15 protein-coding genes and 2 tRNA genes are annotated in these 19999 nt (G+C 71.0%); 4 read left to right on the top strand and 13 right to left on the bottom strand.

Features of this window, described 5'->3' with window-relative positions; translation table 11 throughout:
• Positions 1–203 precede the first annotated feature (203 nt).
• The 4 genes from ndk to ACFV88_RS08525 all read right to left on the bottom strand — a co-directional run bounded on the left by ndk (position 204) and on the right by ACFV88_RS08525 (position 5327).
• Positions 204–617 (bottom strand): nucleoside-diphosphate kinase, encoded by a 414-nt coding sequence (gene ndk / locus ACFV88_RS08540; RefSeq protein WP_385487476.1) that lies wholly within the window; start codon positions 615–617, stop codon positions 204–206.
• Between the two features lie 67 nt (positions 618–684).
• Complete coding sequence (locus tag ACFV88_RS08535; protein WP_385487474.1) at positions 685–1053, bottom strand: DUF4233 domain-containing protein; 369 nt, start codon at positions 1051–1053, stop codon at positions 685–687.
• Positions 1054–1055: 2 nt separating this feature from the next.
• The gene (locus ACFV88_RS08530) at positions 1056–2579 is read right to left on the bottom strand and encodes a bifunctional folylpolyglutamate synthase/dihydrofolate synthase (RefSeq protein ID WP_385487472.1); all 1524 of its coding nucleotides are present in this window, start codon (positions 2577–2579) and stop codon (positions 1056–1058) included.
• Between the two features lie 126 nt (positions 2580–2705).
• On the bottom strand, positions 2706–5327 hold the full coding sequence (locus ACFV88_RS08525) for a valine--tRNA ligase (RefSeq protein ID WP_385487470.1): 2622 nt from the start codon (positions 5325–5327) through the stop codon (positions 2706–2708).
• Positions 5328–5462: 135 nt separating this feature from the next.
• On the opposite strand from ACFV88_RS08525, the gene ACFV88_RS08520 reads away from it, so the two are divergent.
• Positions 5463–6446: a hypothetical protein gene (locus ACFV88_RS08520; protein ID WP_385487468.1), complete on the top strand. Its 984-nt coding sequence runs from the start codon at positions 5463–5465 to the stop codon at positions 6444–6446.
• A 75-nt stretch (positions 6447–6521) separates the two neighbouring features.
• Here ACFV88_RS08520 and clpX read toward each other — a convergent pair whose 3' ends face one another.
• The 5 genes from clpX to ACFV88_RS08495 form a co-directional block, all read right to left on the bottom strand.
• On the bottom strand, positions 6522–7808 hold the full coding sequence (gene clpX / locus ACFV88_RS08515) for an ATP-dependent Clp protease ATP-binding subunit ClpX (protein ID WP_385487466.1): 1287 nt from the start codon (positions 7806–7808) through the stop codon (positions 6522–6524).
• 186 nt (positions 7809–7994) lie between these two features.
• Positions 7995–8675, bottom strand: a complete 681-nt coding sequence (locus ACFV88_RS08510; protein WP_385487464.1) for an ATP-dependent Clp protease proteolytic subunit — start codon at positions 8673–8675, stop codon at positions 7995–7997.
• Between the two features lie 166 nt (positions 8676–8841).
• On the bottom strand, positions 8842–9450 hold the full coding sequence (locus ACFV88_RS08505) for an ATP-dependent Clp protease proteolytic subunit (protein WP_385487988.1): 609 nt from the start codon (positions 9448–9450) through the stop codon (positions 8842–8844).
• Positions 9451–9881: 431 nt separating this feature from the next.
• Positions 9882–11288 carry a trigger factor gene (tig, locus tag ACFV88_RS08500; RefSeq protein WP_385487462.1) on the bottom strand — a complete coding sequence of 469 codons (1407 nt, stop codon included), beginning with the start codon at positions 11286–11288 and terminating at the stop codon, positions 9882–9884.
• Between the two features lie 217 nt (positions 11289–11505).
• A tRNA-Pro gene (locus ACFV88_RS08495) sits at positions 11506–11582 on the bottom strand.
• A 148-nt stretch (positions 11583–11730) separates the two neighbouring features.
• Between ACFV88_RS08495 and ACFV88_RS08490 the strand changes: the two genes are divergently transcribed.
• A tRNA-Gly gene (locus tag ACFV88_RS08490) sits at positions 11731–11804 on the top strand.
• Positions 11805–12086: 282 nt separating this feature from the next.
• Here the strand turns inward: ACFV88_RS08490 and ACFV88_RS08485 are convergent.
• Positions 12087–12281, bottom strand: coding sequence for a hypothetical protein (locus ACFV88_RS08485; RefSeq protein ID WP_385487460.1), 195 nt, complete (start codon positions 12279–12281; stop codon positions 12087–12089).
• A gap of 710 nt (positions 12282–12991) precedes the next feature.
• Here ACFV88_RS08485 and ACFV88_RS08480 point away from each other — a divergent pair.
• The gene (locus tag ACFV88_RS08480; protein ID WP_385487459.1) at positions 12992–14191 is read left to right on the top strand and encodes an acyltransferase family protein; all 1200 of its coding nucleotides are present in this window, start codon (positions 12992–12994) and stop codon (positions 14189–14191) included.
• 21 nt (positions 14192–14212) lie between these two features.
• On the opposite strand, the gene ACFV88_RS08475 is transcribed toward ACFV88_RS08480, so the two are convergent.
• From ACFV88_RS08475 to ACFV88_RS08465, 3 genes are read right to left on the bottom strand one after another with little or no spacing between them, the layout of a single operon-like run.
• The gene (locus ACFV88_RS08475) at positions 14213–14719 is read right to left on the bottom strand and encodes an HD domain-containing protein (protein WP_385487457.1); all 507 of its coding nucleotides are present in this window, start codon (positions 14717–14719) and stop codon (positions 14213–14215) included.
• Positions 14720–14751: 32 nt separating this feature from the next.
• Positions 14752–17238, bottom strand: coding sequence for an FtsX-like permease family protein (locus tag ACFV88_RS08470; RefSeq protein WP_385487455.1), 2487 nt, complete (start codon positions 17236–17238; stop codon positions 14752–14754).
• A complete protein-coding gene (locus ACFV88_RS08465) occupies positions 17238–18035 on the bottom strand; it encodes an ABC transporter ATP-binding protein (RefSeq protein ID WP_385487453.1) in 798 nt (265 codons plus the stop codon). The genes ACFV88_RS08470 and ACFV88_RS08465 overlap by 1 nt, the downstream gene beginning before the upstream one ends.
• Before the next feature lie 634 nt (positions 18036–18669).
• On the opposite strand from ACFV88_RS08465, the gene ACFV88_RS08460 reads away from it, so the two are divergent.
• Entirely contained in the window at positions 18670–19887 is a 1218-nt protein-coding gene (locus tag ACFV88_RS08460) for a cation:proton antiporter (RefSeq protein WP_385487451.1), read from the top strand.
• The last annotated feature ends 112 nt before the right edge of the window (positions 19888–19999 follow it).

Below are 19999 nucleotides of genomic sequence, written 5' to 3'. Positions count from 1 at the left end.
GGGGGACGTGCGGATGGGGCCATGCGTTCCCCCGATCGGCGCGCACCTGCCCGGCGGCGGCGAGGTTCCCGGGTGCCGCCGCCGCGCGGGGCGCGCTGATGCTCCGTCAAGGGCGCCGCCTCGGGGTCCTCCGCGGCCGGGCCGGCCGCACACGTACGCGGGCCGACCGCCCGAGCACGCGAGCCGCGAGCCGCGAGCCGCGGTCAGACGAGGCCGGGGAAGAAGATCTTCAGTTCCCGCTCGGCGGACTCCTCGGAGTCCGAGGCGTGGATCAGGTTCTCCCGGGTGACGGTGCCGAAGTCACCACGGATGGAACCGGGGGCCGCCGCGATCGGGTCGGTGGGCCCGGCCAGCGTGCGGATGCCCTCGATGACCCGCTCGCCCTCGACGACCAGCGCGACCACCGGGCCGGAGGACATGAAGGCGATCAGCGGCTCGTAGAAGACCTTGCCGACGTGCTCGGCGTAGTGCTGCTCCAGGGTGGCCTGGTCGAGCGTCCGCAGCTCCAGCGCGGTGATCCGCCAGTCGGCCTTGCGTTCGATGCGACCGACGATCTCGCCCACCAGTCCACGCTTCACGGCGTCGGGCTTGAGCAGGACGAGGCTGCGCTGGGTCATGGGGTGCGGCTCCTTCGGTCACCGGGTGTGCGGGGTTCAGAGGTTACAGGCACCGCACCCCCGTTCGTCACGCAGCGTCAGGCCCTGGGGTGACCGTCCCGTCCTCGCTCAGTGCGGCCCAGCGCGCCTTGGCCTCGTCCACCTTCCGTCCGAAGTGCAGGGACGCCCACCACAGGCCGCCGAAGCAGAGCCCGAGGACGAACATCATGGGGACGTAGACGCCACTGACGACCAGCGCGATCTGGAGGCCCCAGCCGAGCCGGACGCCCAGCGGCTTGCCCACGATCCCGCACAGCAGCAGGCTCGCCGCCATCAGCACCCCGCACACCGTCCACACCGTGGCCGCGGCCAGATCGGGGTCCTTCATGGCGACCAGCCCGGCGAGACCGATCACGAAGAACTCGGCGAGCAGGGTGGTCGAGCAGAGCATGCGCATGGTCAGCCCCTCCCGAGGAGCAGTCGGGCGTCGCCGACGGTGAAGACGGAACCGGTGATGAGCACTCCCCCACCGGAGAACTCGCCGTCCTCCTCGGCGAGCGTGATCGCCGCCTCGATGGCGTCGTCGATCCGGGGTTCCACCTGGACCCGGTCCTCCCCGAACACCTCCACGGCGATCGCGGCGAGCTCGTCGGCGTCCATCGCGCGGTGGGTGGAGTGCTGGGTGACGACGATCTCCGCGAAGACCGGCTCGAACGCTTCGAGCAGCCCCCGCACGTCCTTGTCCGCACTGGCGCCGACGACTCCGACGAGTCGACTGAAACCGAACGCCTCGCCCAGCGACTCGGCCACGGCGCGGGCACCGGCCGGGTTGTGCGCGGCGTCCAGGACCACCGTCGGCGAACGACGGACGACCTCCAGCCGGCCCGGTGAGGTGACGGCCGCGAACGCCTTGCGGACGGTGTCCACGTCGAGCCGGTTGGCGTGCTGGGAGCCGACCCCGAAGAACGCCTCGACCGCGGCGAGCGCCACGGCCGCGTTGTGCGCCTGGTGCACGCCGTGCAGCGGGAGGAACACCTCCTCGTACTCGCCGCCGAGGCCGCGCAGGGTGAGGAGCTGTCCGCCGACGGCGACCTGTCGGGCCAGCACGCCGAACTCCAGGCCCTCCCGGGCCACGGTGGCGTTCACCTCGACGGCCTTCTTCAGCAGGACCTGGGCGGCGTCCACGGGCTGCTGGGCCAGGATCACCGTCGCGTCCTGCTTGATGACCCCGGACTTCTCGGCCGCGATCTCCCCGGGGGTGCCGCCGAGCCGGTCCGTGTGGTCCAGGTCGATGGGGGTGACCACGGCGACCGCGGCGTCGATGACGTTGGTGGCGTCCCAGGTGCCGCCCATGCCGACCTCGACCACGGCGACGTCGACCGGGGCGTCCGCGAAGGCCGCGTACGCCATGCCGGTCAGCACCTCGAAGAAGGAGAGCCGGAAGTCCTGCTGGGCGTCGACCATCTCGACGTACGGCTGGACGTCCCGGTACGTCTCCACGAACCGCTCGGCGGGGATCGCGGCGCCGTCCAGGCTGATCCGCTCGGTGATCGACTGGACGTGGGGCGAGCTGTACCGACCGGTGCGCAGCTCGAAGGCGCCGAGCAGGGCCTCGATCATGCGGGCGGTGGACGTCTTGCCGTTGGTGCCGGTGATGTGGATCGAGGGGTACGAGCGCTGCGGCTCCCCCAGGACGTCCATCAGCGCGGCGATCCGGGTGACGGACGGCTCCAGCTTGGTCTCGCCCCAGCGGGACGACAGCTCCGTCTCCACCTCGCGCAGCGCCCGGTCCACCTCCGGGTCCTCGGGGCGGCGGGGGAGGTCCGCGGCGGGGTCACCGCCCCGGGTGCGCAGGGTGCGGCTCCCCGCCTCGATCACGGCGAGATCGGGGTCGCGGCCGGTCTCGGCCTCGACGATCTCGTCGAACTCGTCCAGTGCGTCCAGGGGGTCTCGGTCCGGGTCGTCCGGGGGGAACTCGCTCACGGGGTCAGTCTACGGAGCGCCGTCGACAGCGGCTCACCCCCCGCCCGGGCGGGGCGCCGACGCGCCGGAGCCCGGCACCGGTCACGAGGACCGGGCCGGGCTCCGGGCACCGGGCGTGCCCGCCGGTCAGGCGGCCGGCAGCCGCTCCAGCTGGGCCTGGATGCGGGCGATGTCCTCGTCCGCCTTGGCGAGTCGACCACGGATCTTGTCGACCACCTGGTCGGGCGCCTTGGCGAGGAACGCCTCGTTGCCGAGCTTGGCGGTCGCCTGCGCCCTCTCCTTCTCGGCGGCGGCCAGGTCCTTGGCGAGCCGCTTGCGCTCCGCGGCCACGTCGATGGTCCCGGACAGGTCGAGGGCGACCTCGACCCCGGACACCGGCAGGGTCGCCGTGGCGGCGAAGCCCTCGCCCTCGGGCTGGAGCCGCAGCAGCTGCCGGATCGCCGCCTCGTGCGGGGCGAGCGGCGTGCCCTCCAGGGTGAGCCGCGCGGGGACCCGCTGACCGGGCTGGAGGCCCTGGTCGGCACGGAACCGGCGGACCTCGGTGATCAGCTGCTGGACGGTGTCGATCTCCCGCTCGGCCGCGTGGTCCCTGAAGCCGCTGTCCTTCGGCCAGTCGGCGATCACCAGGGACTCGCCGCCGGTGAGGGTGGTCCACAGGGTCTCGGTCACGAACGGCACGATCGGGTGCAGCAGCCGCAGGGTGACGTCCAGGACCTCGCCGAGGACCCGGCCGGAGACCTTCGCCGCCTCGCCGCCGCCCATGAAGGTGGTCTTGGACAGCTCCACGTACCAGTCGAAGACCTCGTCCCACGCGAAGTGGAACAGCGCGTCGGAGAGCTTGGCGAACTGGTAGTCGTCGTAGAGCGCGTCGACCTCGGCGACCGTGGCGTTCAGCCGGGACAGGATCCAGCGGTCGGCGGCCGACAGTTCCTCGGCCGGCGGCAGCGGGCCCTCGACGGTGGCGCCGTTCATCAGGGCGAACCGGGTGGCGTTCCAGATCTTGTTGGCGAAGTTACGGGAGCCCTGCACCCAGTCCTCGCCGATCGGCACGTCGACGCCCGGGTTGGCGCCGCGCGCGAGCGTGAAGCGCAGGGCGTCGGAGCCGTACTCGTCCATCCAGTCCAGCGGGTTGACCGCGTTGCCGAAGGACTTCGACATCTTCTTGCCGAACTGGTCGCGGACCATGCCGTGCAGGACGATCGTGCTGAACGGCGGGGTGCCGTCCATCGCGTACAGGCCGAACATCATCATCCGGGCGACCCAGAAGAAGAGGATGTCGTAGCCGGTGACCAGCACGGAGTTCGGGTAGAACTTCGCGAGGCTCTCGGTCTGCTCGGGCCAACCGAGCGTGGAGAACGGCCACAGGCCGGAGGAGAACCAGGTGTCGAGGACGTCGGTGTCCTGGTGCCAGCCCTCACCGGTCGGCGGCTCCTCGTCGGGGCCGACGCAGACGACCTCGCCGTTCGGGCCGTACCAGACGGGGATGCGGTGGCCCCACCAGAGCTGGCGCGAGATGCACCAGTCGTGGAGGTTGTCCACCCAGTCGAAGTACCGCTTCTCCATCTCCTGCGGGTGGATGGCCACCCGACCGTCGCGGACGGCGTCCCCGGCGGCCTTCGCCAGCGGGGCGACCTTGACCCACCACTGGAGGGACAGCCGGGGCTCGATGGTGGTCTTGCAGCGCGAACAGTGGCCCACCGAGTGGGTGTAGGGGCGCTTCTCGGCCACGATCCGGCCCTCGGCGCGCAGTGCGGCGACGATGGCGCTGCGGGCCTCCAGCCGGTCCAGGCCCTGGAACGGGCCGGGGGTGGTGATGACCGCGTGGGCGTCCATCACCGTGACCGAGGGAAGGTCGTGGCGCTGGCCGATCTCGAAGTCGTTGGGGTCGTGGGCGGGGGTCACCTTGACGGCGCCGGTGCCGAACTCGGGGTCGACGTGCGCGTCCGCCACGACCGGGATGCGGCGGTCGGTGAGCGGCAGGGCGATGGTCCGCCCGACGAGGTGCCGGTACCTCTCGTCCTCGGGGTGCACGGCGACGGCGGTGTCACCGAGCATCGTCTCGGCGCGGGTGGTCGCGACGACGAGGGAGTCCTCGCCCTCGCCGTAGCGGATGGAGACGAGTTCGCCCTCGTCGTCCTGGTACTCGACCTCGATGTCGGAGATGGCGGTCAGACAGCGCGGGCACCAGTTGATGATGCGCTCGGCGCGGTAGATCAGCTCGTCGTCGAAGAGCCGCTTGAAGATCGTCTGGACGGAGCGGGACAGGCCCTCGTCCATGGTGAAACGCTCACGGGACCAGTCGACGCCGTCGCCGAGGCGGCGCATCTGCCCGGAGATCTGCCCGCCGGACTCGTCCTTCCACTGCCACACCCGCTCGACGAACGCCTCACGGCCCAGGTCGTGACGGGACTTGCCCTCCTTGCCCAGCTCGCGCTCCACCACGTTCTGGGTGGCGATGCCGGCGTGGTCCATGCCGGGCTGCCACAGCGTCTCGTGGCCCTGCATGCGCTTGCGGCGGGTCAGGGCGTCGATCAGCGTGTGCTCGAAGGCGTGCCCGAGGTGCAGGACCCCGGTGACGTTCGGCGGCGGAATGACGACGGCGTACGGGGGCTTGTCGCTCTTCGCGTCGGCCTCGAAGTAACCACGCTCTACCCAGCGCTCGTACAGCTTCCCCTCTACCTCGGCCGGCGCGTACTGGGTCGGCAGTTCCGTGGAGGGGCTTGAGTGCTGCTGCGAGTTCTCGGTCACGGGCCCAGTTTAGGGGCGTCACGGTCCCGTACAGAAACCGTGTGTTTGGTAACGGTGCGGCCCCCGTCGCTGCCTTCCCCATGGGCGTTGAGTCAGGATGTCGGGAGCACGTAAACATCGGGGAGGAACCTTCGCATGAGCCACAACCAGCCGGGACCGTACGACGGCCAGCAGCCGCACCAGCCGCAGCAGCCGAACCCGTACGGTCAGCCGGGGCCCTACGGCCAGCCGCCGCAGCCCCCGCAGCCCGGCTACGGCAGCCCTCAGCAGGCTCCCCAGCCGGGCTACGGATACCCGCAGCAGCCCCCGCAGCCGGGGTACGGCTACCCCCAGCAGCAGCCCCCGCAGCCTCCGCAGCCCGGCTACGGATACCCCGGACAGCCGGGACAGCCGGGGCAGCCCGGACAGCCGGGGTACGGCTTCCCGCAGCCCCCGCAGCCCGCCGGCGGCAAGAAGAAGACGGGCCTGATCATCGGCGTGGCGATCGCAGTGGTGGCCGCGGTCGGTCTCGGCGCGTTCCTGCTGCTGGCGAACTCCGACGGTGACTCGGGGCTCGCGGACGACGGACCGCACAAGCTGACCACGCCGGAGCGGGTGCTGAAGGACGAGTACAAGCGGCTCTCCGAGGACAAGCCCGCCGAGGACGCGTCGGCCTCGGACGCCGCCAAGGAGCTGGCCAAGACCGGGGTCAGCGAGGCCAAAGCCGTGACCGGCATATATTCCACGATCGACCTCACCCCGGGCAGCCAGCCGACCCCCGACCAGATCACCGCCTCCAAGGCCGTCACCTTCGTCGGCGTGTTCGGCAAGCTGAAGAACCCCGAGGCCGCCCTCGACGCCGCCTTCGCCAGCATGACCAAGGAGAAGTCCGAGCAGTTGAAGGTGATCGGCGAGGTCAAGACGGTCACGCCGGACGGCAGCGACGGGGCGGTCTTCAAGTGCCAGCAGGCCGAGGCCAAGGACAAGACGGGGAAGACCGACACCCAGTACATGTGCATGTGGGCCGATTACAGCACCATGGCCCTGGTGGTCCCCGCCGAGAGCGGCACCGGCGTCTCGTTGAACGTGTCGGCGCAGGTGACGGCCGACCTCCGCAAGGACGTGCGCGTCAAGCTGTGACGCCCGCCCCCCGCATGCGCGAGGCCCCGGACGACGGATCGTCCGGGGCCTCGTGCATGACCGTGGTGCGCGGTGTTACGCCGTCTTCTGCTCCCCGGGACCCCGGCCCCGGGCGTCCCGGGGGATCAGGGTCGGGTTGACGTTGGAGTGGACGACCTCGGCGGTGATGACCACCCGGGCAACGTCCTTGCGCGACGGCACCTCGTACATCACCGGCATCAGGACTTCCTCCATGATGGCGCGCAGCCCGCGGGCGCCGGTCTGGCGGAGGATGGCCTGGTCGGCGATGGCTTCCAGGGCGCCGCGCTCGAAGTCCAGCTCCACGCCGTCCAGTTCGAACAGGCGCTGGTACTGCTTGACGAGCGCGTTGCGCGGCTCCACCAGGATCTGGAGGAGGGCCTCGCGGTCGAGGTTGTGGACCGAGGTGATGACCGGGAGCCGGCCGATGAACTCGGGGATCATCCCGAACTTCACCAGGTCCTCGGGCATGACGTCCGCGAACTGGTCCTTGGACTCCAGCTCCCGCTTGGACCGGATGGTCGCACCGAAGCCGATGCCCTTGGCGCCCGCCCGGGACTCGATGATCTTCTCCAGGCCCGCGAAGGCCCCGCCCACGATGAACAGCACGTTCGTCGTGTCGATCTGGATGAACTCCTGGTGCGGGTGCTTGCGTCCGCCCTGCGGGGGAACGGAGGCGGTGGTGCCCTCCAGGATCTTCAGCAGGGCCTGCTGGACGCCCTCGCCGGAGACGTCACGCGTGATCGAGGGGTTCTCGCTCTTGCGGGCGACCTTGTCGATCTCGTCGATGTAGATGATGCCGGTCTCGGCCTTCTTGACGTCGTAGTCAGCGGCCTGGATCAGCTTCAGCAGGATGTTCTCGACGTCCTCGCCGACGTAACCCGCCTCGGTGAGCGCCGTGGCGTCCGCGATGGCGAACGGGACGTTGAGCATCCGGGCGAGCGTCTGGGCGAGCAGCGTCTTGCCGGACCCCGTGGGGCCGAGCAGCAGGATGTTGGACTTGCCCAACTCGATGATGTCGTCGCGCCCTTGGGAGCCGGCGCTCTCTCCCGCCTGGACGCGTTTGTAGTGGTTGTAGACCGCCACCGACAGGGCCTTCTTCGCGGGCTCCTGGCCCACGACGTACCCCTCGAGGAACTCGTAGATCTCGCGGGGCTTGGGCAGTTCCTCCCAACGCACCTCGCTCGTCTCCGCGAGTTCCTCCTCGATGATCTCGTTACAGAGGTCGATGCACTCGTCGCAGATGTACACACCGGGACCTGCGATGAGCTTCTTGACCTGCTTCTGGCTCTTGCCACAGAACGAGCACTTGAGCAGATCGCCGCCGTCACCGATGCGTGCCACGAGGTGCTTCCCCTTCGCCTGGGAGCCGCTAGCGTAAGCGACTCCTGGTGCCTCATATTCGACGGTACCCTGCCGGGCCCCCCGTTCGGGCCCCCCTTGGCGTGGTTCACGTCGACTCACGTCAACTCGTGTGGCCCGACACGGACCCGGACCACACCAAGGGGCAGCAAATCATGCCGTGCCGGGTCAGACGACCTTCGCGTTGTTCATCTTCCGCGTCGAGATGATCTGGTCGACCAGTCCGTAGGCCAGGGCGTCCTCGGCCGTGAGGATCTTGTCGCGCTCGATGTCCTCGCGGATCTTCTCGATCGGCGTGGTGGAGTGCTTGGCGAGCATGTCTTCCAGCTGCGCCCGCATCCGCAGGATCTCGTTCGCGGCGATCTCCAGGTCGGACACCTGGCCGCGGCCCGTCTCACTGTACGGCTGGTGGATCAGCACGCGCGCGTTCGGCAGGGCCATGCGCTTGCCGGGGGTGCCGGCGGCGAGCAGGATGGCCGCGGCGGAGGCCGCCTGGCCCATGCACACCGTCTGGATGTCCGGCTTCACGAACTGCATGGTGTCGTAGATGGCCGTGAGCGCCGTGAACGAGCCGCCGGGGCTGTTGATGTACACGGAGATGTCACGGTCGGGGTCCATCGACTCCAGGCACAGCAGCTGCGCCATGACGTCGTTGGCGGAGGCGTCGTCGATCTGGACGCCGAGGAAGATCACCCGCTCCTCGAAGAGCTTCGCGTACGGGTCGTACTCGCGCACGCCCTGCGAGGTGCGCTCGACGAAACGGGGGATGACGTAACGGGACTCGGCGCGGGGGCCGGTGTATTCGGCCTCGGTGCGGGCGTAGATGCCGCGGCCGGGGAAGTCGTTCATCGTAACTCTCCTGAAGGGCGCTGGGGGCGCTGGGGCGGTCGGCTAGGGGCTCTGCGGGGCGGGCGGGGCCCGGTCTCTCCCGGTGGGCCGCCGGGCTCCCCGTCGCTCGCGTTCACGGGCGGGCGCGTGGGGGCCGCGGAGGCCGTACGGTGCCGGGCTTGCCGGTTCAGACCGCCCCGGTGCCTCCGCCACCCGGCATACCGGCCGCGGTGGGCATGATGTCGTCGATCAGGCCGTACTCCTTGGCCTCGATCGGGTCGAACCAACGGTCGCGGTCCGAGTCACGGGTGATCTGCTCAACGCTCTGGCCGGTGTGGAACGAGGTCAGCTCGGCCATCCGCTTCTTGGTGTGCAGCAGCCGCTCCGCGTGGATCTTGATGTCCGAAGCAGATCCCGCGAGACCAGCGGAGGGCTGGTGGATGAGGATCTCGGCGTTCGGAAGGGCGAAGCGCTTGCCCGGGGTGCCCGCGCTGAGCAGGAACTGTCCCATCGAGGCCGCCATGCCCATGGCGATGGTCACCACGTCGTTCTTGATGTACTGCATGGTGTCGTAGATCGCCATGCCCGCGGTGATCGAACCGCCCGGGCTGTTGATGTAGAGGTAGATGTCCTTGTCCGGGTCGGAGGCAAGGAGCAGCAGTTGTGCGGTGATCTTGTTCGCGATGTCGTCGTCAACCGCCTGGCCGAGGAAGATGATCCGCTCGTTGAGCAGCCGGTTGTAGACCTGGTCGCCGAGGCCACCACCGAAGGAAGGCTCGCCGGCGGCGGAGGGCATCAGATTCGTCACGTATCCACCTGCTCGTCTTACGACGGCGCCGGGCCGTCTCACGTCTTCTGCTGGGGCACGGGACCCCGCGCTGCGCCGCGTGGCGGCGGGTCCGGGGGCTCCCCTGCCCTCGTATTCATGGACCCTAACGCGATGGGGGCCGGGGGCCATCCCGCATGGGGAACTGTTCGCTGTCAGCGCAGGTCGTCGGCGCCGGGCCCGTGGGGTGCGGGAGCCCGCCGCCGGGGCCGGTCACGGCCCGCCCGGGCGGGCCGTGCGCCGTGACTCTCGGGGGCCGGTCGCCGGAGTCCTGGGCGGGTGGTCCGAAGGGGTCCGGGCGGGTGGTGCGGGGCGGGTCGCGAAGGGGCCCGGAAGCAATGTCGTGCTTCCGGGCCCCTTCGGACTACCGCTGTACCGGGTACCCGCTGGTACCGGGCGGGTCAGGACTCCGCGGGGGCGTCCTTCTTCGCCTCGGCAGCCTCGTCGGCGGACTCGGCGGCCTCGGTGACCTCAGTGGTCTCGGCGTCGGCGTCGTCCTCATCGTCGAGGTCGACGACCTCGCCGTTGGTGTCCTTCACCGTGGCGGCCTCGACGACGACCGCGAGGGCCTTGCCGCGGGCGACCTCGCCGACCAGCATCGGGACCTGGCCGCCCTCGACGACGGCCTGCGCGAACTGGTCGGGGGACATGCCGGAGGAAGCGGCCCGCCGCATGAGGTGCTCGGTGAGCTCCTCCTGGTTGACGTTGAGCTTCTCCTTGCTGACCAGCTCGTCCAGGACGAACTGGGTCTTGATGCCCTTGACCGCGGCGGTCTTGGTCTCGTCCTCGAACTCCTCGGCCGTCTTGCCCTGGATCTCCAGGTACTTGTCGATGGTCAGGCCCATCTGGCCGAGCTGGTGGTGCTCCAGGTTGTGCTTGCGGGTGTTGACCTCGTCCTCAAGCAGCTTCTCGGGGACGGGCACCTCGACCAGTTCGAGCAGCTTCTCCAGCACGCGCTCCTGGGCCTGGGTCGCCTGGTCGTACTGCTTCATGTTCGCGAGGCGCTTGCGGCTGTCCGCACGCAGCTCTTCGAGCGTGTCGAACTCGGAGGCGAGCTGCGCGAAGTCATCGTCCAGCTCGGGGAGTTCACGGGCGGAGACCTGGCTGACCTTGACGGTCACCTCAGCGTCCTTGCCCTCGCCCGAGCCGCCCTTCAGCTGGGAGGTGAAGGTGGCCTCGCCACCGGCCTCCAGGCCCTTCACGGCCTCGTCGATGCCGTCCAGCAGCTCACCGGAGCCGATGGTGTACGAGACGCCCTGGGCGACTCCGTCCTCCAGGACCTCGCCGTCGACCTTGGCCTCCAGGTCGAGGGTCAGGACGTCGCCGTCCTCGGCCGCGCGCTCGACCGGGGCGGTGGAGCCGAACCGGCCGCGCAGCTCCTCCACGGCCTTGTCGACGTCCTCGTCGGTGACCTCGATCGCGTCGACCTCGACCTCGATGCCCGAGTAGTCGGGGATCTCGATCGTCGGGCGGACGTCGACCTCGGCGGTGAAGTTCAGCGTCTCGCCGTCCTTCAGCTCCGTGATGTCGACCTCGGGCTGGCCGAGGACGTTGAGCTCGGCCTCGTTGACCGCCTCGGTGTAGAACTTCGGGAGCGCGTCGTTGACGGCCTCCTCCAGCACCGCACCGCGGCCGAAGCGCTGGTCGATGACCCGGGCCGGGATCTTGCCCTTACGGAAGCCCTTCACCGTGACCTGCTGGTTGATCTTCTTGTACGCCGCGTCGAGGCTGGGCTTGAGCTCCTCGAAGGGCACCTCGACAGTGAGCCGAACCCGGGTCGGGTTCAGGGTCTCCACGGCGCTCTTCACGGTTCGGTCTCCTTGTGGCTGACTTCTTGGGTGTGTACCGGGCCGCTCCGGCGGAACGGGGAGCCTCGGCAGAGTCGCGGCCCTGAGAGACGTACGTGTGCGTGTACAGAGCTGTCTCGTGAGTGGGACAGAGCTGCGTACTGAACGTGCGGACACACGGGCGCGCAGTCTGCATAGTAGCCGGAGCCGATACACGCCCCAAAGGCGATCTTGATGATGGTCGGGGTGGCGGGATTTGAACCCACGGCCTTCCGCTCCCAAAGCGGACGCGCTACCAAGCTGCGCCACACCCCGTCGGTGCGACACGTAGGGTACATGCCCGCAGCCAGCACAGGTCCCGCATTTTCCGTGGTGGCGTGCCGTGGGAAACCGGTGTGCGACGAGGGCCCGGGACCCGCTAGGATGCTGCCGTGCCGGGGTCGATGACCTGCGGCGCGACCGTGCGGGCGTAGCTCAATGGTAGAGCCCTAGTCTTCCAAACTAGCTACGCGGGTTCGATTCCCGTCGCCCGCTCCAGGCAGTGTCCGGGGCCGGTTCGGACAGGTGATCCCCAGGGTGATCCTGTTCGGACCGGCCCCGTTGCGTTGCCCCCGCGTGCCGTCACGGTGCCGCGACACGCGGCGGGTACTGGATACACGTACGGCTGCGGGGCGCTACGGTGCGCGTGCGGGGCGTAGTCGCTGTTCGGGTGCGCCCCTCGTACGCTCCGTGACCGGTGGCGTTCCCCCGCTTCCTGCGCCTCCCCGTTCTCCCCCGCCGGCCGGCTGGAGAGCCGTGAGCCGGGTGGGCGCGTCAGATTCAGATGTCGATCGAGCTGATCGAGTCCCCGACCGCGTCGAGGAAGCGTTCGATGTCGTCGGCCATGCCCGTGGAGGCGAGGAAGAAGCCGAAGAGCACGGCGACGACGGCGGGTCCCGCCTTGAGTGATCCGCCTCGTATCAGTACGACGAGGATGATCGCCAACAGCAGTACCACTGATAGCGAGATGGCCACTCTGATCACACACCCTCGGTCGGTTCCACTCCGGGTGGGGGTGCGCCCTCGCACGTCCCACCAGAACCATCGTGCCACCAACGGACCCAGACCATGCGGCCCGTGACGGATCGTCGTGCGCGGAAGCGAGGGGAATGTGCACGGAATCGGTGTCGCCCGCGGCGGACACCGGGGCCCGGGCGGGCTCGGCGATCACCTCCGGGTGAATTCCACGGAGCTGCGCGAGGGCGAATTCGATCCATTGGTTTCCATGCCCACACAGCTTGTTCGCAGGAATTTCGAATTGTCGGTGCAGTCACGGCACATCCACCCGCCTCCGGGTATCCGCGCGGGAGATCCGACCGGTGCGGGCACTCCCCCAGGCGAGGTGACCGATGGGCCATTGGGGGACATTTCACCAGCATCACCCGTGAGTGTTATGCACCGTTTAAAGGGGATTAAAAGTTACATAGTGGCCAACTTGGGCGTCTGAAGGTCGACTTCGAGGGCTTCCCGGAACGAATGTCGATCCGCGGGTGCACTTCTCCGAATACGGGGTACCCGCCGCCCATGGGCCGATTTACTCAAGATGGATCGCGAGAAACGTCAGGAGGCGTTTCACCACCTGCCGCGTCCGACGCTAGGGTTCCTCAAATGTTTCCCACTGCCCTGCCCCACGCACGTGCGGTGAGGTCGCGGATCGTCTCCCCCAGTTCCTGGTGGGAGGGCCTGTGACCAACTCACTGCGGCCGTCCGCCCGTCATCCGGCGCCGCTGCCGCCGCTCAGCGAACCCCCCGGGCCCGTCGAGCCCGCGGACGCAGTGCCCACCCCCCGCACCCGGCGCTCCGACCCCCCGGCCGCCGCGCCGACCCCCCCGGGCCCGGGCGGCCCCGCCAAGCAGCGCGACCCGTTCTTCGACAACGCCAAGTACCTCGCCATCGTGCTGGTCGCGATGGGCCACGCCTGGGAACCGTTGACCGACCAGAGCCGCACGGCGACGGCGCTCTACCTCTTCGTGTACACCTTCCACATGCCCGCCTTCATCCTCATCTCGGGCTACTTCTCCCGGGGGTTCGACATGAGCCCCGCCCGGGTCAGGAAGCTGCTGACCACGGTGGTCGCGCCGTACATCGTCTTCGAGGTGGCCTACACCTTCTTCAAGCGGTGGGCGGACGACGACCCCGGGCACCGGCTCAGCCTGCTCGACCCCTGGTACCTGACCTGGTTCCTGATCGCCCTGTTCGCCTGGCGGATCTCCACCCCGCTGTGGAAGGTCGTGCGCTGGCCGGTCCCCGTCGCCCTCGGCGTCGCCGCGCTGGCTTCGGCGTCCCCCAGCATCGGCGACGACTTCGACCTGCAACGGGTGCTCCAGTTCATGCCCTTCTTCGTGATCGGCCTGTACGCGCGGCCCGAGCACTTCCAGTTGGTCCGGCGCCGCGAGGTGCGGCTGCTGTCGGTGCCGCTGGTCGCCGCGGCGCTGCTCGTCGCCTGGTGGGCGGCGCCCCGGATGGAGACCGGTTGGCTCTACCACAGCAACAGCGCCCAGGAGCTGGGCGCGCCGTGGTGGACCGGTCCCGTGATGACCTTCGCGCTGTTCGGCTGTTCGCTGGCGCTCACCGCCTGCTTCCTCGCGTGGGTGCCGCGCCGTCGCACCTGGTTCACCGTGCTCGGAGCGGGCACGCTCTGCGGCTACCTGCTGCACGGGTTCCTCGCCAAGGGCTCCCGTTTCTGGGGCTGGTACGACGCGGCCTGGCTGCACGAGCCGTACGGGCAGGTGTGCGTGACGCTGGTCGCGGGCGTCGCCATCACCCTGATGTGCACGCCGCCGGTGCGCGGTGCGCTGCGGTTCGCGCTGGAGCCCCGGCTGCGGTGGGCGATGCGGCGCGACGCCACGGACGTCGCACGCGGTCGGGCCCGCGACGCCCGCTGACCGTACGTCCCGTACGTCCCGTCAGTGGTCCGGCAGGTCCGGCAGGTTCAGTAGGGCTCGCATCGTGGCGTACTTGTGGGTCAGGCGGTCCCGGGTGGGGCCGTCCAGGACGGCGAGCCGCGCGGGATCGGCGTTGTGCGCCAGGTCGGCCTCCTTCACCAGGCGCGCGCCCGGCGTTTGAAGGATGCGCCGGGCGTACGTCTGCGGGGATTCGCCGGACCGTTTGGTGACGGCGAGGACGATCGCCTTGGTGCGGGGGGTGAGCGCCGCCCCCGCGAGCCACCGCTCGCTCAGGACCCCGTCCTCGACGGCGTCGTGCAGCCAGGCCGCCGCGATCTGGTCCGGGGTGCCGCCCCGGGCCCCTACCCCCTCGGCGACCGCCCGCAGGTGCTCCGCGTAGGGCCGACCCGCCTTGTCCCGCTGGCCCTCGTGGGCGGTGCGGGCCAGCGACTCGACCTCCGCGAGGGTGAGGCCCGCGGTGCGCGTGGGGTGCGGGGCGTCGTGGTGGCCTTGGGGTGTCTCGGTCATCGGCCGAGTGTGACCGAGACACCCCGGGGCGGCTACACCCGGCCCACGGAACGGAGTACCGCCCGGGCCGGCAGGGCCGTCGCCGCCAGGCCGAGGACGACGGCCGCGCCCACCAGCGAGCCGTACACCGTCGGGGGTATGTACACGCCCTCGCCGGTGATGCCGCGGACCATGGGGACCAGGGTGGCCAGGGCGATGGCGCTGCCGAGGGTGACCCCCGCGACGGCGACGAGCAGCGCCTCCCAGCGGATCATGCGCAGCACCTGGCGGCGGGTGGAGCCGATCAGGCGCAGGGTGCCCAGTTCGCGGCGGCGGTCGAGGACCGTCATGACCAGGGTGTTGGCGGCGGCGACGGCCGCGAAGCCACCGAGGACCGCGGCCATGGTGTGGTTGGCCCAGGCGTTCAGTTCGCGGTCCACCGAGCGGGCCGAGGTGTAGTCCCCGCCGTCGAGGACCGTACCGAGGGCGGTGAACTGCTGCGGGGAGCCGCCCTTGACCCAGAGTTCGGTGGCGAACGGGTCGCTGACGTGCCGCGCGGCGTCGGCGCGGACCAGGGTGACCTCCGCGAGGCCGAGCCCGTGGCCGTAGGTGGCGACGACCTCGGAGGTGGTCCTGGTGCCGTCCGGCAGGCGCAGGGAGAGCCGGTCGCCGACGCCGACGCCGGCCGCGTCCGCCAGGCCCGCGTCGAGGGCAACCCGGCCGGGACCGAGGGCCAACTCGCCGGTGCGCAGCTCCAGGTCCTGCACGGCCGCGAGGGTTTCGGGGGCGCCGTCGACGGCCTGGGCGGAGGCGGTGCGCAGCATGGCGGACTCGCCGGAGCCCGTCGGGACCATGACCGAGGTCTTCAGCAGGCCGACGGCCGCGGTCACTCCCGGTCGGTCGGCGGCCTCGGCCACCGCGTCCGGGGCGAGGCCACCGGAGGCGGGCCGCACGACGTGGTCGGCGGTGACCCCGGCGTTCTGTTGGCGGGCGGTGGCGCGGTCGGTGCTGGTGTGCATGAACAGCAGCGTGGAGGCGAAGGCCACGGCGAGCACGATCGGGGTGATCGCGGAGGCCAACCGGCGCGCGTTGGAGCGGGAGTTGGCGGCGGCCAGGGAGCCCGGGGCGCCGGCGCCGCGCAACGGCAGCCCGACGAGGGCGGCGCAGGCGCGGGCCACCAGCGGGCCGAGCAGCGCCACGGCGAGCATGAAGCACATCACGACGCCCAGGGCGGTGTTCGCGGCGTCCTCTCCGGACGCGGACCGGGCGATCCCGGCGAGGACGAATCCACCGATCAGTGCGGCGGTGCCGAACAGGAGGCGCACCGGGCCGGGGCGGGAGCGTTCCACGGCGGCGTCCGCGAGGGCCTGGCCGGGGCGGACCCGGGAGGGGCGGCGGGCCGCGGACCAGCCGGCGACGAGTCCGGTGAGGATCACGGCCGCGACGGCGATCGCCGGGGGCAGCGGGGAGAGCGCGAGGTCGACGGATTCGGGGATCGCGCCCTTGTCCCGGAGCTGGCCGAACCACCAGGTGGCCAGGGCGATGCCGGGCAGACAGCCGAGCACTCCGGCGAGCGGGGCGACGAGCAGGGTTTCGGTGGCGATGGCGCGGCGCACCTGGCGCGGGGTGGTGCCGATCGCGCGCAGCAGTGCGTACTCGCGGGCGCGTTGGCCGACGGAGAGGGCGACCGTGCCGGCGGCGGTGAAGACGGCGACCATCGTGGCGACTCCGCCGAAAGAGCCGCCGAGGCCCAGGAGGAGTTCCGCGGCGTCGTCGACCCTGGTCTCCTCGACCGAGCCGCGGTCCTCACCGGTGTGGACCAGGGCCTGCTTGCCGAGGGCCGTGGTGACGCGGTCCTTCAGTACGGCGGTGGACACGCCCTTCTCGGGCAGGACCGCGATCGCGTCGACCCGGTCCGGGTGGCCGGAGATCCGCACGGCCTCCCGGTCGGCGAACCACGCGGTGGGGCCGGTGCCGGGCGCGCTGACGAGGGCGGCGACGCGGAAGTCGCGGGCCCCGTCCGCGGTGTGCAGCGTGACGCGGTCGCCGACGGCGGGCGGGGTGCCGTCGGCGGTGCGCACCGGGGTGCCGGTGGTGAGGGCGACCTCGCCGGTGGCGGGGGCGCGGCCCTTCGTCGGTTGCTCGCCGGTGAAGGCGGTGGCTCCCCAGCCGTGCGCGGTGAGGGCGGTCCGGTCCGTCCGGACGGGGAAGGTCACGTCACCGACGGCGGTGCGGGCGCCGGGCACCGCGGCGGCCTTCGCCACGAGGGAGGCGTCGAGCCGGGCCCGGTCGGGCACGGGGCCGCCGATGTCACTGCGGCCGTCGCCGCTGCCGGTGTAGTGGTGGGCCTTCTGGTCGGCGGCGGCGACCACGGGGGCGGCGGCGTACCGGTCGGGCGGGGCGGCGGCTCGTGCCCCGGACTCCAGGAGGATGCCGCAGGCGCTGACGATCATCGCGGCCATGAACAGGGCGATGAAGGTGCCGGCGAAGGCCGAGGGCTTGAACCGGAGGGCGGCCCTGGCGAGTCCGTTGGTGCGCATCAGGCCACGGCTCCGGCGGGCTGGCGGTGGTGGGCGATCAGCCCGGTCAGTCGGGCGGCGATCTGCTGGGTGGACGCTCCGGTGAGTTCGTCGGTGATCGAGCCGTCCGCGAGGAACAGGACGCGGTCCGCCCAGGCGGCGGCGGCCGGGTCGTGGGTGACCATCACGACGGTCGCCCCGAGGCGGTCCACCGCGGTGCGCAGCAGGGTGAGGATCTCGGTCGCCGTGGTGGTGTCCAGGGCGCCGGTCGGTTCGTCCGCGAAGATCACGTCGGGCTCGGTGATGAGGGCCCGGGCCACGGCCACGCGCTGTTGCTGGCCGCCGGAGAGTTCCGAGGGGCGGCGGCGGGCCAGGTCGCCGAGGCCGACCTGGTCCAGCACCTCGGCGGCCCGGCGGGAGTCGGGGCGGCGGCCGGCGAGCCGCACCGGGAGGACGACGTTCTGCTCGACCGTGAGGGACGGGAGCAGGTTGAACGCCTGGAAGACGAAGCCGAGCCGGGCGCGGCGCAGTTCGGTCAGCTTGTCCTCGCCCAGTGCGGTGATGTCCGTGCCGGCGAGGCGGACCGTGCCGGAGGTGGGGCGGTCGAGGCCGGCGGCGCACTGGAGGAAGGTGGACTTCCCGGAGCCGGAGGGGCCCATGACGGCGGTGAAGCTGCCGTGCGGCAGGGCGAGGTCGATGCCGCGCAGGGCGTGGACCGGGTGGGCCCGCCTGCCGTACCGGCGGTGCACTCCGTGCAGTTCGACGGCCCAGGGCGTGACGGCTCGCTGGGGGGTGGTCCGCTTGCTGCGCAGGGCCATGACTGGGGTGCCTCTCGTCGGTGCGTGCGGGCGTTCTCCGGGGCCGCAGGTCGATGCTTCGAACGTACGGACCGTCAGGGTCCGGGCACCATGAGGTCCACCGCCGAGCTGGGGTGGGGTTCTCCCCACCCCGGCTACTGGGGTGATCCGCGGGTGGCCCCGGCGCGGGTCCGGGGAGGTCAAGGGCCGGGGCCACCCGGCGGGGCCGTCAGGGCGGGCGCCGGCTCCCGTCGCGGGAGCCCGGCCCCTGACCACGGCCTCGGGCACGGGGGCCAGCCCGCTCCGGTGCGACGGGCGCCGACCCGCACCTGCAACACGAGGACCGGCCCGCTCCTACGCCACAGGGCCAACCCACCCCGACCGCAGTGTGGAGGCCGGCTGCCGTCCCAGCGGGCCCGGGCGCCGACCCGCCCCAGCGGCCCAGGAACCGACCCACCCCGACCGCACAGGGCCCGCCCGTCTCTGCGGCATGGGGGCTGACCCTCATCTCCGCCGGCGACGACCCTTTCCACATCAATCGTTCAGTAAACTAACTATTAACGTCTTCTTGACACCCCTGAAGCCCTTTGAAAGCTCTTCGAAGCCCTTTGCACGGAGGAGGAAGCCCATCGGACACGCAGACACACTGATCGCCATGGGCGGCGCGTTCCTCGCCGCCGCCGTCCTCGCACGGCTCGGCGGGCGTATCGGACTGCCCACCATTCCGCTCTTCATCCTGGCCGGGATACTCCTCGGCCCCCACACCCCCGGCATCGTGCTCGTCGCCGACCCGCACGACCTGGAGATGCTCTCCGCCCTCGGCCTGGTCCTGCTGCTCTTCTACCTGGGCCTGGAGTTCCACCTCGACGACCTCAAGGCGGGCGGGCGCAAGATGGCGCTCGCCGGCGGCCTGTACCTCGCACTGAACGTGGGCGCGGGGCTCGGCTTCGGGTTCGCCCTGGGCTGGGGCACCTCCGAGGCGCTGGTCCTGGCCGGCGTGCTCGGGATCTCCTCGTCGGCGATCGTGACCAAGGTGCTGGTCGACACCGGACGGCTCGGGAACCCGGAGACCCGGCCGATCCTCGGCATCATCGTGGTCGAGGACATCTTCCTGGCCCTCTACCTGGCCGCCCTCCAACCCATCCTGTCCGGCGCCGACGACCTCTCGTCCGCGGTACTGGACGCGGGCAAGGCGTTCGGGTTCCTGCTGGCGCTCGCACTCGCCGCCCGGTTCGGCACCCGGATCATCGGCCGGCTCTTCGCCACCAAGGACGACGAGCTGCTCGTGATCTCCTTCCTGGGCGCCGCCGTCCTGGTGGCCGGGGTGTCCGAGTGGTTCGGGGTCGCCGACGCCATCGGCGCCTTCATGGTCGGCCTGATGCTCGGCAGCACCACCTCCGGGGAACGCATCCGCGCCCTGGTGCACCCGCTGCGGGACGCCTTCGGGGCCATCTTCTTCTTCGCGTTCGGGCTGTCCATCGACCCCGGTGACCTGCCGGTGGTCCTGTGGCCCGTGCTCGCCGCCGTCGCGTTGACGCTCGTGATGAACGTGCTCGCCGGTGTCGGCGGCGCCCGGTTGTACGGGTTCGGGCCCGGTCCGGCCGCGAACATCTCCACGACGCTGTTGGCGCGCGGGGAGTTCGCCCTGATCCTGGCGACCATGGCCGCGGGCGCCGGGCTGGACGAACGCCTGTCGCCGTTCATCGCGGGTTACGTCCTGCTGCTCGCCGTACTGGGTCCGATGGCCGCCGGGCAGTCGCATCTGCTCGCCCGGTTCCTGCCCGACCGTCGGGCCACCGGGCCCGACGACCCGGGGGAACCGGCCGCCGAGCACGACCCACGGGTCCCGGCCCCCGCCGAAGCACCCCGCTAGGAACCTCAGGACCGGCAAGTCCCCCGTACGACGAAGGCCGCCGCGGCACCGGTGCCGCGGCGGCCTTCGGCGTGGCGTGTAAGGCGGGGCGACGCGCCGCCCCCCCACACCC

Source organism: Streptomyces sp. NPDC059816, assembly GCF_042732055.1.
GTDB lineage: Bacteria > Actinomycetota > Actinomycetes > Streptomycetales > Streptomycetaceae > Streptomyces.
This window is presented reverse-complemented; position numbering and strand designations above follow the sequence as displayed.

What these genes read in the sequence shown, in the direction of transcription:
- ndk (WP_385487476.1), bottom strand. Translation starts at nt 617, where the DNA reads ATGACCCAGCGCAGCCTCGTCCTGCTCAAGCCCGACGCCGTGAAGCGT.
- ACFV88_RS08535 (WP_385487474.1), bottom strand. Translation starts at nt 1,053, where the DNA reads ATGCGCATGCTCTGCTCGACCACCCTGCTCGCCGAGTTCTTCGTGATC.
- ACFV88_RS08520 (WP_385487468.1), top strand. Translation starts at nt 5,463, where the DNA reads ATGAGCCACAACCAGCCGGGACCGTACGACGGCCAGCAGCCGCACCAG.
- ACFV88_RS08510 (WP_385487464.1), bottom strand. Translation starts at nt 8,675, where the DNA reads ATGAACGACTTCCCCGGCCGCGGCATCTACGCCCGCACCGAGGCCGAA.
- ACFV88_RS08505 (WP_385487988.1), bottom strand. Translation starts at nt 9,450, where the DNA reads ATGCCCTCCGCCGCCGGCGAGCCTTCCTTCGGTGGTGGCCTCGGCGAC.
- ACFV88_RS08475 (WP_385487457.1), bottom strand. Translation starts at nt 14,719, where the DNA reads ATGACCGAGACACCCCAAGGCCACCACGACGCCCCGCACCCCACGCGC.
- ACFV88_RS08470 (WP_385487455.1), bottom strand. Translation starts at nt 17,238, where the DNA reads ATGCGCACCAACGGACTCGCCAGGGCCGCCCTCCGGTTCAAGCCCTCG.
- ACFV88_RS08465 (WP_385487453.1), bottom strand. Translation starts at nt 18,035, where the DNA reads ATGGCCCTGCGCAGCAAGCGGACCACCCCCCAGCGAGCCGTCACGCCC.
- ACFV88_RS08460 (WP_385487451.1), top strand. Translation starts at nt 18,670, where the DNA reads ATGGGCGGCGCGTTCCTCGCCGCCGCCGTCCTCGCACGGCTCGGCGGG.